Source organism: Providencia sp. PROV024, from assembly GCF_032709665.1.
Classification (GTDB): domain Bacteria; phylum Pseudomonadota; class Gammaproteobacteria; order Enterobacterales; family Enterobacteriaceae; genus Providencia; species Providencia huashanensis.
The window spans coordinates 2,138,445-2,152,620 of the sequence record NZ_CP120545.1; the positions used below are offsets into that span (position 1 = coordinate 2,138,445).

At 36.3% G+C, this 14,176-nt stretch carries 8 protein-coding genes; 5 read left to right on the plus strand and 3 right to left on the minus strand.

Translation table 11 applies throughout. From position 1 onward, the window contains the following. Positions 1-20: 20 nt before the first annotated feature. The 4 genes from P3L56_RS09875 (at position 21) to P3L56_RS09890 (ending at position 4,179) form a co-directional block, all read left to right on the plus strand. Positions 21-1,961 carry a pyridoxal phosphate-dependent decarboxylase family protein gene (locus tag P3L56_RS09875; protein ID WP_166684914.1) on the plus strand — a complete coding sequence of 647 codons (1,941 nt, stop codon included), beginning with the start codon at positions 21-23 and terminating at the stop codon, positions 1,959-1,961. A gap of 81 nt (positions 1,962-2,042) precedes the next feature. After that, positions 2,043-3,191 (plus strand): tyrosine transporter TyrP, encoded by a 1,149-nt coding sequence (gene tyrP / locus P3L56_RS09880; RefSeq protein ID WP_230232918.1) that lies wholly within the window; start codon positions 2,043-2,045, stop codon positions 3,189-3,191. A 288-nt stretch (positions 3,192-3,479) separates the two neighbouring features. Beyond that, positions 3,480-3,974, plus strand: coding sequence for a PadR family transcriptional regulator (locus P3L56_RS09885; RefSeq protein WP_232370530.1), 495 nt, complete (start codon positions 3,480-3,482; stop codon positions 3,972-3,974). Next, positions 3,967-4,179, plus strand: a complete 213-nt coding sequence (locus P3L56_RS09890) for a hypothetical protein (protein WP_042843838.1) — start codon at positions 3,967-3,969, stop codon at positions 4,177-4,179. The genes P3L56_RS09885 and P3L56_RS09890 overlap by 8 nt, the downstream gene beginning before the upstream one ends. 188 nt (positions 4,180-4,367) lie before the next feature. Here the strand turns inward: P3L56_RS09890 and P3L56_RS09895 are convergent, their stop codons facing one another. The 3 genes from P3L56_RS09895 to P3L56_RS09905 form a co-directional block, all read right to left on the minus strand. Then, positions 4,368-9,257, minus strand: coding sequence for an RHS repeat domain-containing protein (locus P3L56_RS09895; RefSeq protein ID WP_272686001.1), 4,890 nt, complete (start codon positions 9,255-9,257; stop codon positions 4,368-4,370). A 123-nt stretch (positions 9,258-9,380) separates the two neighbouring features. Next, a complete protein-coding gene (locus tag P3L56_RS09900; protein WP_198861371.1) occupies positions 9,381-11,075 on the minus strand; it encodes a hypothetical protein in 1,695 nt (564 codons plus the stop codon). Between the two features lie 248 nt (positions 11,076-11,323). Further along, the gene (locus P3L56_RS09905) at positions 11,324-13,066 is read right to left on the minus strand and encodes an ABC-F family ATP-binding cassette domain-containing protein (protein ID WP_048607160.1); all 1,743 of its coding nucleotides are present in this window, start codon (positions 13,064-13,066) and stop codon (positions 11,324-11,326) included. A 414-nt stretch (positions 13,067-13,480) separates the two neighbouring features. Here P3L56_RS09905 and P3L56_RS09910 point away from each other — a divergent pair, with 414 nt between their 5' ends. After that, positions 13,481-13,957 (plus strand): GNAT family N-acetyltransferase, encoded by a 477-nt coding sequence (locus P3L56_RS09910; RefSeq protein ID WP_042843836.1) that lies wholly within the window; start codon positions 13,481-13,483, stop codon positions 13,955-13,957. Positions 13,958-14,176 lie beyond the last annotated feature (219 nt).

Consider the following 14,176-nt stretch of genomic DNA (forward strand, 5'->3'; position numbering starts at 1 on the left):
AGTTTGAAGGTGTAGTAATAATGAATAATTTTAAAAATTCAAAAATGAATGTCGATGCCTTGTTCTTAGGCCCTAAATCAGAAAATGCGGTGTTTTTCAAAGAGATGATGGAGTATTCCATCACAGAGCACATGCATTGGCGTTCAGGATACCACCCTGAAGACCCTGACCTTATCTCTACTGTTGACCGGTATGCCCCTGAATATAGGGATACATTATACCGTACCGAGGGTATTCTTAACCAACTCTCTTCAAAGCTAAAAACAACATCTGTTCCTTGGTTTTCACCCCGTTATATGGGGCACATGAATGCCGATACACTGATGATCTCTAATCTCGCTTATGTGATGGCGATGATGTACAACCCCAATAACTGTGCACAAGAATCTTCACCTACAACAACGGTATTAGAAGTAGAAGCTGGTTTAGATTTATGCGCTATGTTTGGCTATGACGTACAACAAGCTTGGGGGCATATTACCTCTGGTGGTACGGTGGCCAATTATGAAGGGTTATGGGTGGCACGAAACATCAAAACGTTACCATTAGCTGTTGTGCAACACCCAGAAGCACAACATTTACTGAATGGTAAATCAGAAAAAGAATTACTGAATTTGCCGGTTAGTAAAATATTGGACTTAATTGATGAATTAAAAAAACGCCACATTTTTGAAGAGGTTCGTGATTTAACGTGCCGTGGTGTTGGTATTGAGCAAGGAAAATTAGGTAAATTATTAGTGCCGCAATCCAAGCATTATTCATGGATGAAAGCGATGGATATTCTTGGTTTAGGTCAACAGAACATCGTCCAGTTACCCGTCGATGAAAGTTACCGAACTGATGTACAAAAAATGCGTGAAACGGTCTTTTCATTGATAGAGCGGGGTGAACCGATCCTTGCTGTGGTTGCTGTTGTGGGTACAACAGAAACAGGATCAATTGATAACATTAAAGAAGTCATTAAGTTACGTGAGGAATGCGAACAGCGTTTCGGGGTTTCATTTTATGTGCATATTGATGCAGCTTATGCGGGGTATGCTTGTGCAATGTTCCGTGATGAAAATAACCAATTCATTGATTATGATGCACTAATTAAACGCTATCATAGTGAAGGGATATTCCCTAAAGAGATCGTTTGGCCGAAGCCTGAGGTATACGAGAGTTTTAAAGCACTAAACCAAGCCGACTCTATTACTGTTGACCCGCATAAAGTTGGTTTCATTCCTTATTCAGCTGGCGCTATTTGTATGAAAGATAAGCGCATTGTCGATTTGATTTCTTATCATGCTGCTTATGTATTTGAGGAAGTACAAGAAAAACAGCGTAAAACGGACAAAGTACAGAATGTGTTGCTTGGTTCTTCTATTATGGAAGGTTCAAAATCTGGGGCAACCGCAGCTGCGGTATGGGCGGCACATCGTTTAGTGCCGCTAAATCTTTTAGGCTATGGGAAGGTGATCGCGGCAGGAGTAACGACGGCTCATTGGATAATTCAGGAAATTAACCAATGTGAGCCATTTATTATTGGCGACCGTCAATTTTCAATTGCTGCAATGCCCGCACCTGATTTCCACATGGTGAATTTTATGTTCCGCGAATCAGGCAACACATCATTAGAAAAGCAAAACCAATTAAATAAACGGTTATATGAGCTGTGTTCGTATGCTTCAGGGCGCACTTATTCTAATGATTTTCTAACCTCCTCAACTTCGTTAACTCATGAAGAATATGGAGATACTCCGTTAAAACTATGCCGAGACGCACATTTTTCAGATGAAGAGTGGCAGAAGGTCCGTTCAGTATATGTATTAAGGGCGGCAATTATGACTCACTGTTTACGAGATAAAGGGCATTTCGATAATTACTGGGCGGAATTAAAAAATATCTTTGCAGACAAGCTACAACAACTCGTTGATGAAGAAAATAAACTCAATCATTCCAATTATAAAATTAGTGTTTAATTGACTTGCTAGGATCTCAATATGAAAAATCGCACGCTTGGTAGTGTTTTTATTGTTGCAGGTACTACGATTGGCGCAGGTATGTTGGCTATGCCAATTGCAGCCGCTGGCAATGGTTTTATGGCCAGTTTAGCCATGCTATTAGTGTTATGGGCATTGATGTGTTACACCGCATTATTATTGGTTGAAGTTTATCAACATGAATCCCATGAAACGGGGATCGGGAGTGTTGCTCAGCGCTATTTAGGTTCAGGCGGTAAGTTTATTACCGGTTTTAGCATGATGTTTCTGATGTATGCTCTGACAGCAGCTTACGTTAGTGGTGCAGGGGAAATTATCACATCAAATTTAAACAGCAGTTTGGCCATTGAAATGGCTGATTGGATGGGGATCGTGCTATTCACAGTAATAGGCGGCGGGGTAGTTTGTTTTGGCACGTCATCGGTAGATTTTATTAATCGTATATTGTTTACAGCAAAAATTGTATTTTTAGTGATTATTTTGGCGTTAATGATACCACATGTAGAACAGCAAAATTTGCTGTCGGCGCCGACTGAAAAGGTACTGATATTATCTGCTATTCCGGTATTTTTTACCTCTTTTGGCTTCCATGGTAGTGTGCCTAGTATTGTTAAATATATGGGAGGAGACGTAAAAAAATTACGGATCATATTTATCATTGGTAGTGCTATTCCTTTAATCGCTTATATATTATGGCAAATAGCAACTCTTGGAAGTATAGGTACAACGACCTTCGTGGGTATTCTTGCTGAAAATGCAGGGTTAAACGGGCTGTTAGATGCTATTAAAAATGTAGCGCAATCTGAAAGAACCGAACTGGTTGCTCAAATGTTTATGAGTCTCGCTTTAGCAACGTCATTCCTCGGTGTTGCATTAGGGTTATTTGATTTCTTAGCGGATTTGTTCAAACGGCAAGATAACGCATCAGGGCGTTTACAAACCGGAATACTGACTTTTGCTCCACCACTAGTTTTTGCCTTGTTCTATCCGAAAGGGTTTGTGATGGCGTTAGGCTATGCCGCGATAGCACTTTCAATATTGGCGTTGTTATTACCTAGTGCGATGGCGTTTAAATCCAGAGCATTAAATCAACGTAAGTATCAAGTCTTAGGTGGCGGGTTAGGGTTATCACTGGTATTCATTTGTGGTATTATCGTTATAGGTGTTCAGTTAGGTATAGTTTTCAATATATTACCTAATATAGGCTAATTACCATTCTTATTGTAAACCAGTCATATTTTAATGGCTGGTTTCTTCATCGTCAGTTTATCGCATTTTTTCACTATATTATCTCGACATTGCTGGTATGATTTATATACGAATGATTATCATTAGCACGATATGAGAAAAACCGATATATCTAAAGCTAGCATTTTCTGTAAAAATGGCTATTATGTTAGATATATCGGTTTTGATAGCGAATAACCACTGAGAGTTTTAATGATAAGGGAACCGCAGTCAGGGTCATGCTTATGTAATGGCAAAAGTGTCAGTCGCATGTTCAACCCAAAACAGTTGAGGATATATATCTTACATTTACTGACAGGGGGAATAAACTATGGTTATGACCTAATTAAAAAAATTGGGGAAGAAACCGCTGGTTTTTATTGCCCAAGCCCAGGGGTGATATATCCAACTTTGACTTTGTTAGAAGAATTAGGTTTTATCACAGAGGGTAAAGATAACGGGAAAGGCCGTAAATGCTATGTGATCACACCTGAAGGGCGGTGTTTTTTATTGCTCAAAGCTGAGATTTTAGCTGAAGTTCAGCTAAAATTAAAATATGCACAGGAATTGAAAGCCGGAAATCAGTTTGCTAATGAAATTGAATGTGCAGTAGATAAATTTAAATCATTGTTAAGGCATAAAATTGTTCTTCAACAATTGACGAAGGATGAATCGACTAAAGTGGTTGAGATCATCAATCGAGCAGTAGAAAGAATAGAACAAGTGAATGCAGTATTAGTGACAGAAGGAAAATCAAATGGCTAAAACAAATGATATTATACAAGTGAATGAGCAATCATATATGAAAGATACTAACAAAACACAGAAGAATAAAGCCTCAACACCCGCTGACGGTGAAGCAATACAACCTTCAAATAAAGACGTAAAATTCAAAGAAGTCGTTTGCCCTAGTGTGCCAACTTCTTATTTTAAACGTGCAAAAAATAAAAAACAAAAATTAAAATACTAAAAAACTTGTTTAGTATTTAGGCTATTAAAAAAAGTATTTTATAAATAATTATTGATAGGTTAACTTATTTTATTGATAAACCAATAAAAAAACTCCAGAGGACAGCGGTTGTATAACAAAGATGGGTACTGTCCTGCTAATGAAAAAGGTATTGAGCTTGTGCCATCAGTATAATGATGTTGTTACCTTTATGGGTTAAATTTTATTGGGTCATATTTATAGGAAAAATATTCCGATGAAAAAATCGAATAAGGATTGGTTTTTCTTATTTGAAATTCATATTTTTGGGAAAATAGATTAACCATATATTCGAGCCCCTCGTCTCCATAACGCCGCGTCGCACCCAGCAAAATTTTATTGACTTCCTCGGTTTCAAAATTTCCAGTTACGGGCCCTAAGTACGCTTTTACGGGTTTATTGGTTAACCTAGCTAACTGTTTTGCAAATGACTGCTCTCCTCCATTTCCTGAGTGGCACATAATTGTGCGTATATTGGTATAATTAGATAAGTCTTTTCTTTTTGATAATATTTCATACAATTCATTTGGGGTCATATGATTTTGAGCGCTTCTGTAGAGTAGTGCGGTACCGTTTTGTTGTTTTATTCCATGTGCAACAATATTTAGTCGCTTTTCATTATGATAGATATCTTCAAAAAAATAAAAATCTTTCCCCATAGGGACCATCCCTTCCATTTTGCCACCAAAGGTTGTTAATTTTGTACTGAGAGGTGAGCTATTTTTGTTTGTTAGTATAGAAAATAGCCTATTGGAATTGAGCTTAAGGCTACTTACACTAGTACCTATGCTGGCAATACCCAGTGCAAGAGATGCCCAGCCTAAGATACTTGAAGCTTGGGGGTCACTTTTCCGAGTTAACATGCTAGCGATCCCCGTAGCATCTGAGGCAACACTTAATATTAGTGTAATACTTGCCATGATGGCGCCAGAGGCTGCTAATGATGCACCAAATGTTACACCAGAGAAAATTATCCCTAATGCCCCAATCGCTAACCCGCTCATTGCTTTAAGACTAAAGTGCCCTGATGGGTCAATCCGGTTTATCGGGTCTCCGGCACAATAGGCATAGGGATTTATCCCCCCTTTGCCAAAAGGGCTCAAACTATCAGGGCAATGAAAGCGCATTAGGCATGGGTTATATGCACGATAACCATTGCCTAGGTGATAAACACCTGTAATTGGGTCAATTCGCTCACCATTTAAGCCAAGAAAATGTTCTGTTGTTTTATCTTCGCCATATGGCAACCTAGAGTGGGACTGGCTCAGCTTATTGTTTGTATTTAAAGACCATATTAAATTGTCATTATATTCATTCGCCATTAAGGTTAGTTCAGTATTACATCCAACAGCTAAGCAAGTATGACCTGCTTTTATTAAACGAATTTTGTTGTTTTTTTCTGTGGTGATTTCATTAACTAGCTCGTCGGCGCGGTAATAGAGTTGATGATTTTGATTATTTTTGACGGTTTGGCTCACAATTTTATTTAGAGCATTGTAGCCATATTTGCTATTTTCCAGCCCATTAACGCGAATAAGCCTCCCTAGAGGGTCATAGTGTAATGTCCTACCTGCATTATCTAGTATCAGACGACCACATTTATCATACTCAAGTGGAATATTCGCAGGGTAATTACGGTGTGAATGAGATATGGCGGTTAATTGTGTAGGGTCATCTTTATTATTGTAATGGTGCTGGGCAATATCCACTTCGTGGTTTTTTAGTACGGTGCGTACCTGAATAAGGTTATTTAATGGGTCGTAATCATAGAATTGCTGTCTAACTGATTGCCCATAGCAGTCTATAGGGTGCTCATTACCTTCAAAAGAGTAACCTATTAAACGATTACGTTTATCATAGCGATATTTTTCATTTTTTACGGGCTTATTATCCAATGTCGTATGTTTGGATGATAGTAAGCCATTTTTTAGCCATATACTTTGAATAACCAATTGAGAACCTTGGTTATCGGTGATACTCCGTCTAATTTCCTGATTAAACTCATTGTAAGTGAATGTGGTGAGTATAAAAGCATGGGTAGAATTATCAGTTACTATTTGCGTAATTAAACGACCCAGCGCATCATAGGTAAAATCAGTTATCAGAGCACTATCAAAAATTCGACTTAATCGACCATATTTATCTCGTTGATAGTCTGTTTTTGCCCCTGTAATATCATGGTGTGACACGGGCTTTCCTTGCAATGTCCATTGATATTCAGTCTGCTTAGTTACACCCGATAAAATCATTGTTTCTCGTTTCAATGTGCCTGAATTATTCCATTGATTGCTCACTTTTGTGTCTTTTTCTGTAGAATGTAACAGTTCTGCGGTGGCTAAATCATATTCAAACTCCTGAGTGACGCCACATACATTGACCTTATTTATGGCATTATTTAATTCAGGGATATACTCATAATGTACGGTTTCTCCTGAAGGTAATGTGATGAATGAAGGCGAGGGGGATGCGTTATCATATTGGTAGGTTGTGACTCGTTTGCCGCTTTCTTGTAGGGTTAAACGGCCTAAACTGTCAAATTCTTGGCTTCCTAGAACCCAGCAATGGCCATTGATATCAGTTACTTGAATGGACGAAACTTCTTTTCCCATTAAATATGGGACATATGTTTGTTCAATTACTGTGCCATCAGGTAATGTTTGGCTAAGAACACGACCATACACATCATAGGTCCATTCAATAGGATTGCCTAACTCATCAATTTGTTTACGTAAACGCCCTGAACCGTCCCAAAAGTGTTGTTGAGAGGCAATAATTTCACTATTCGAATCAATACGTAGTGTGAGTTTGGGCAATTGATTTTTCTTATTAAGAATAGTCATCCACTGGCCACTTTGTAGATGTTGGCCGTTTAACCAACCTTGCTGAGTATGTGTTTCGGTTAATAAGATTGGGTCAACTATTCGGTGTGTTTCAAAATTATTATTAAGCCTTGTCGTGGTAATTTCACCCCATGAGTCTCTTTTATAGGTTGTATTTATGGTATAGCACTGCTGTTTTCTATCAGAAAATTGGGTATCTTGTTCTGTTGTTGCTTGTAGGTTACCTAATGGCCCATATTTCTGATGCTTTACCTCGTACCATTCTTGGGTTCCATCATTATCAAATTGATATTGTTTTATAGGGTAACCTAAACTATTGAAGAGTATTTTTGCTTGATTACCATATGAGTCTTTTTCATAAGTAATAGGGCCTAAATGAGTGATTTTATAATGCCAATATATTGTTCGCTCATAGGCGGAACCCACAGCTTCAGTTTGGCTCAATATCCGGCCAATCTGGTCATAAGTATAATTAGTTTGAATGCCTAACCTATTTATTTCACTCAGCAAACATAAACTCAGCATTGATAGTTTTTTCATTGTTGCTAATTGGCAACCATCATGCCCTTGAAATTGATTTTTTTGAACTATTTGCTGGTTTTGTATAGAAGTGCTAATAGATTGTTTTGAATCGAAGTGGGTTGAGTTTTCCCCATCTTGATAAAAAATATTATAACTAGCTGTTATTCTACCATATTCTATACCATTTCTCTGGCTACAAAATTCAAAAATACGTTTTTGCAGTAAACGATTATCTGCATAATATTGTTCTTGGTGTAAAATAATTATCTCGGTATTTTCTAGGTAGCTGTAGGAATAATATGTTGATGTAGTCGGTGTTTGATAATCAGTTTGGTTAGGTATTACTATTTTGGATTTCATGAAGCGGATAAATCCATTTTTTTCGCGAGGGCACAATAAATTATTATTGGTATCGCTACTTTCTTCTGCTGAATACCATTGCATAATGGTTCGCGTACCATCGGGATGTATTTCTAATGTAGGGTTGCCATGTTCGTCAAATTCGGATTGATAAACATCTTGTCGTTTTTGACCTTGTTGATTTTCCCATGTGATAGTTTTTTTGTTAACGAATTGAAATTGAGGGGGTTGCTTATCAAAAGGAAGACCGATAACGGCGTAATAATCATAGTCTGTACGATTAATATTAATAGAACCATTATGTGATTGATATGTTGTAATTTCATTTGTCAGTAAATGATAGTTATTATAGAGCCGTTTAGTTTCTATAATTAGGTCATCACTTCTCTGTATTTCTGTAGACCCATAAGTATAATTAGTTAAAAGCGAATATAAATTATCAGTATCCGATTTGAAATTTAATCCGCTAGCAAAGCCTAAATAATTTGTGTTTGTATAAGTATAGGAGGTGACAATATCAGGTTGTTCTCCTTGGAAGGATAACGTATGGCGAGTTGCGGCAATTAGTGCAGGGTATATATCCTCAGGGAATCTAATGAGGTCTCTTTGATAATAAATAGATTCAACCAACCCAGTAGGATGTATTATTTTTTCTATGTAACCATATTCATTATAACTGAAATGCCAAATATAATTTTCTGTTGTTTTTATAAGTTGCTGTAAATGTCCATTGAATATTTTTAATTTTATTTTATAGCATTCTAGTGATAGGGGGTATATTGATATTATAGGCTGATTATAATTTTCGTAGTCTATCGATAATAAAACATTATTTTCATCTTTTATTTCTAAAAGGTGAGGGAAGCCAAAAAACGCCCATTTTAGGGTAACAAAATGGCCATCATAACTTTCGATTTTTAATGTGTTTTTGATATCACTTCCCGAAGATGGTCCTTCTAATATTTCAACTACACCTGATTTATAGGTGATTTTATAAAAATCATCCAAACGTTCAAAAATAAAATTATTTAACTTTTTTTGTTTTACTTCAAAATTGGCAACAGTATCATTAATAAGATATTTTTCACCAGATGATAAGTGAAGTAGTTTGTTCTTACTGTCATAGGTGGTTAATGGTAATGAGAAGCCCATACCAAAGCCACTATTATTATTTTGTAATGAACTACTGCATAATGATAAGTTAATTTCGGGGCCCATGCCATAGTTACAATTAATATTAACGATAGGGATATTTAAGGAAAAAATACCGGTTCTAGGGTCTATTCCTGTTTTTAATGCACTTATGAAATTTTGGCTTTGTGAAAAAAATGTATTCATAGAATGTTATCCATTTAATTTATTATTGATTTTTGTTGGATGTTTTTGATTATGACATTATTAAAATAATAAGCGTTATAATTTATAATGCTGAGAAATTAATAAATATAATAATGCGGTTGGTTAGCTAACATAAAATTTAATATGTTCATCATTACCTACCTTGGCTATAATTGTGGCTTCATTTCCATATTGGTCACGCAAAATAAACGCCATTTTTTCTCCCCATTCACTATAATTCCATAAAGCACCATACCAAACACGGTAACTCCAAAAGCATAACCCTGATTTTTCATGGTTTTTTGATGTAACAGTGATGGACCATTTTTGTGTGAAATGAAATGTTGTTGTATATGCGGCATCGTGATTTTGTTTGACTGAAGAGTCCGTTGATGTGCTACAACCTTTGTAATTACCTGTTTGTTTATAGTGGAACCATAGATGCTCTTGGCATGATGCGTCATGAGTAATTGTGCCATTTGTATTATTAAATCTTACGTAGTATTTAGTCAAAATGCTATTTGAGTAACCACCCACGCCTTTCTCGATAATGGGGTGTTCAAGAGAGTACTTATCAAGATCGGACTCTGAAAAAATACGTTTGGGTAGTACATTCAATAGAACATAATCAGGCATTTTATTTTTCCCATTATATTCTAGGGCTGTAGTATATTCATCTTGATTAATTTGACATCTTACACAGAGTTTAAATGCTTCAATTAGATGGTTAAGAGAGACATAGACAATACATGATGAAATGTTAACCTGTTTATTAGACGTACCACTGTTTGGGGCATAGTTTCCGCATATATCAGTATAGTGAAGTACATTAGAAAACGGTTCATTCTTATAATCTACTAGTTGAATGTTTTTAAATATATCTTTTGGCGATATGTCAAGTGGTTGGTTGTGATTGTTTTTCGCTTCGATATTAATTTCAACCTGAACTTGGTGGTTGCCATTAGCATAAATAGATGCAGCTTTACCCCCACCAGGAATGAATATTTTTAAGGCGGATAGAGAGTGAATATCCTCCCAGTAGCAAATACCCGATACATAATCATTTCCCTCTATCACGGTGCCTAAATTTATTGACGCATTGCCATAAACCCTCGCATTACCTCTTATTATTGCATTATTCCTGATAAGGGCATTACCATAAACTTGAGCATTTTCACTAATGAGTGGACTGCCTTCTACAGTGGCATTTTCATAGACTTTTGCATAATTAGTTACCTGACAACTAATAAGTATTCTCGCATTGTCATAAACCTCAGCATGACCACTAATAATAGAATTATTAGTCACTATGGCATTACCATAAACTTTAGCAGAGTCTTTTATTATTACTGCGGTATAATCTTTTCCTGTGATTTGAGCAAATTCGCTTATTTCAGCTGAATTCATAATAAGGCATCTTCCTCTTAATTCAGCATTGCCTGAAACTTTAGCATTATCGAAAACATCGGATTTATCTAATACTTTAGAATTACCAGAAACACTAGCATTATCAGATACCTTTGCATTTCCATAAATATTTGCATTATCGGATATTAGAGCATTACCATAAACCATAGCATTGTCATATACTTTTGCATCGTCACATATGCAGGCATTACCAGATATTTGTGCATCACCAGAAATATGAGCGTTACCATATACCATCGCATCATCTAAAATAAAACAATTACCTTCCTGACTTAAATTACTTTCACTACTAACCCATCCACCATATTCTTTGGTTATTAGGTTTTCTATTTTATATAGTGTGATGCCATCATGATTTTTTTCAATATCGGTGATCCTATATTTCTGCATAATAATTAACCTTGTTTATTGGGTTTGTAGGTATACTAAATTTTGGACTATATGTTTATCTTTAATGGGAAATATAAAATATAAAAATATTATTAACATTCAAAGATTGTTAATGTTAATGAAAAAAATAAATAATTAGAATGCTAAAAAAAGAGTATTCTTATTTAAAATTATAATAAATTAAATTTATCATAGAAACATGAATGGTATAAATTCCCCTGATAATATTGAATTATCAGGGGAATAGGTTATAAACCTAATTGAGATTGTATATAGGCAATTTCTTCAATCCATTGCTGCTGTAATTGTGGTTTTTGATGATTCAGTTTGCGTTTTTGGTCAGCTTGTAACTTTTCCTCTAACACTAACAATTTTTCTAGCAATTCATCTTCCTGAGTTGCTTTGCTAGGGTAAACATCAAGCTCCGCACTTGCATTAATAAGCGGGGGATTATTGACTAACAACAGCTGGGATTGCTGCTCAATTTTATGATAGATATCATCTACATTGAGGTATTCTTCCAAACGATTATCATTAATAAACCAAAAACGTTGGCAGCTATTTTCGATCAGCCACCTATCATGGCTGACGACCAGTAATGCCCCTGAAAATTGGCGGATTTGCTCGCTTAGTGCTTCTTTCCCTTCAAGATCAAGGTGGTTTGTTGGCTCATCCAGTAACAATAATTCATATTGAGCCAAACTTAAACCAATAAACAACAGTCTAGAGCGTTCCCCGCCACTCAGTGTTGCTACTTTTTGTGAGTGACGAGTATAAGCAAAACCTGCACTGATTAAGGCCATTTTGCGTTGTTCATCTGTTAACGGTGCAAAAGGGCGTAATGCATCCAGTAGAGTGTCATTATCATTTAGCTGCGCAAGTTGCTGATCATAATAACCAGTGCTAATTGCAGGATGAAACTTTAGCTGCGAACTATAGCGTAAATCTTGCTGATAGTGCTGCCAAAGTAGACGCAATAATGTTGATTTACCACAACCATTTGCACCGATAATAGCAATACGATCGCCACTTTTAACTTGATGAAATGCACTAGTAAATAAATGCAAGCCATTAGGTGTTGAAATGACGGTATTCTCTAACTCAAGTACGCGGTTTGCAGGGATGGATTTGCCATTTAAAGATAATGTCCATTGGTAACCCTCTGTGACTTCTGTTTGGTCATCCTTAAGACGATCAATATGCTTTTCCATCTGCTTTGCTTTACGAGAAAGTGCTTCGTTATCGTACACGTGTCCCCATATGGCTAAGCGCTTAGCACTTGAGGTTATGCGGTCAATTTCCTTTTGCTCTGCCTGAAACCGATGTTCGTCTGCGATATCTTTTTCAATTAGCGCTTGACGAGCGGCGCTACAAGCTAACCGAAAAAAATGGAGCGATTTATCCCGCAAAATCCATGTGCAGTTGGTCACTTTATCAAGTAACGCTTGGTCATGGGAAACAAGTATAAAGCTGCCTTTCCATGATTGCAGAAAATCACCTAACCAAATAAGGGTAGGCAGATCTAAGTGGTTACTCGGTTCATCTAACAGTAATAAATCAGGTTGTTCAATTAAAGCACGGCCTAATAATAAACGAGTATGTTGACCACCACTTATTGTGTTTGCTTTTTGTTCCCATTGTTGTGTCGTAAAGCCTAACTCAGATAATAAAACTTCAGCCCGCCAGCGGTCTGTTATTTTATCTTGCTCAGGAAGCTTCTCAACAATAGCATCAATGAGTGACAGATTAGCAACATCTGCAGGTAAATGCTGTTCGATGTAAGCGGTGACGCAATGGTTTGCATAAGTGATAGTGCCACTATTTGGAGATAACTGGTGGGTTATCAGTTTTAATAATGTACTTTTCCCACTGCCGTTATGGCCTATTAAGCCTATACGTTCACCTTGTTGTAAGGTAAAAGAAACATCATTTAATAAAGACGTTGTTGGTGTATCGTAGTTTAATGATTTTACAGATAATAAAGTACTCATAGCTTACTCAATTTTTAGGCATAAAAATGCCAAGGAATTGTCAGAACGACAACCCAGTAAGCTGAGGGAACACCCAATTGGTAATTTCGCTCAGGCAGGGTTATCGCAGTATAAAACTGTGAAAGCCTGAGCTTTGGCGATTACCAAAGAAGTGTGAATATTCAATTAAATCACACAACAACATAGATTAGCCTCCTTATTATTTAGTTAAGTTGAACAATGTCGGTATCATAGCAAATAGACTGTTTAAGGAGCAATGACCTAAAATGCGCTGTTTAATTTATCTACTCAGAAGTAAGTTATTGGTATAAACAAAACTTATACAGCTAATGATGAGATGAATAAAATTTCTGATGGTTGGGATTTTAGCGAGTAATACATAAAATTGATGCTCAAATTATAAGGGAATGACTAATGAACGTAGAAATAAAACCCGCAACACGCCAAGATGCTGCATTAATTTTAGACATGATCATCGAGTTGGCTGATTATGAAAAGGCTCGTCATGAAGTAAAAGCCTCCGTTACTGACATTGAAAATTCGTTATTCGGTTCAGATTCAAATACTGAAGCTTTAATTTGTTACATTGACGGGCAACCTGCAGGATATGCCGTATTTTTTACAAGTTATTCAACTTGGCTAGGGAATAATGGAATATATTTAGAGGATTTATACGTTTCTCCTGATTACAGAGGCGCTGGTGCAGGGAAAAAATTATTGAAATACATTGCAACGCTTGCTGTAGAGCGCAAATGTCAGCGCCTTGAATGGAGCGTTTTAGACTGGAATCAGCCCGCAATCGATTTTTATAAAAGTATCGGTGCACAGCCACAAGATGAGTGGGTTCGTTATCGGATGGATGAAAAAACAATTGCAATATTTGCTAGTTAATTTTTGTAGAAAATAAACAACTTGTAAATGTAATATTAAAGATGTTTTTAAAGTTTATTCAAGTAAGCCAGTAAATTAAATACTGGCTTTATTTTTGTATAAACATATACAATAAATGCCTTATTATCACTTTTTCTAATCTATTCTATTTTTTTGTGATGTACGGCAACTATACTTAAGATAAATCCTGATAAAATGTCGTTAAATTAGATAGATAGC

Excerpts from the sequence above, each read along its gene's own strand:
- P3L56_RS09890 (WP_042843838.1), top strand. The coding sequence starts at position 3,967 with ATGGCTAAAACAAATGATATTATACAAGTGAATGAGCAATCATATATG.
- P3L56_RS09875 (WP_166684914.1), top strand. The coding sequence starts at position 21 with ATGAATAATTTTAAAAATTCAAAAATGAATGTCGATGCCTTGTTCTTA.
- P3L56_RS09910 (WP_042843836.1), top strand. The coding sequence starts at position 13,481 with ATGAACGTAGAAATAAAACCCGCAACACGCCAAGATGCTGCATTAATT.
- P3L56_RS09885 (WP_232370530.1), top strand. The coding sequence starts at position 3,480 with ATGTTCAACCCAAAACAGTTGAGGATATATATCTTACATTTACTGACA.
- P3L56_RS09905 (WP_048607160.1), bottom strand. The coding sequence starts at position 13,066 with ATGAGTACTTTATTATCTGTAAAATCATTAAACTACGATACACCAACA.
- P3L56_RS09900 (WP_198861371.1), bottom strand. The coding sequence starts at position 11,075 with ATGCAGAAATATAGGATCACCGATATTGAAAAAAATCATGATGGCATC.
- P3L56_RS09895 (WP_272686001.1), bottom strand. The coding sequence starts at position 9,257 with ATGAATACATTTTTTTCACAAAGCCAAAATTTCATAAGTGCATTAAAA.
- tyrP (WP_230232918.1), top strand. The coding sequence starts at position 2,043 with ATGTTGGCTATGCCAATTGCAGCCGCTGGCAATGGTTTTATGGCCAGT.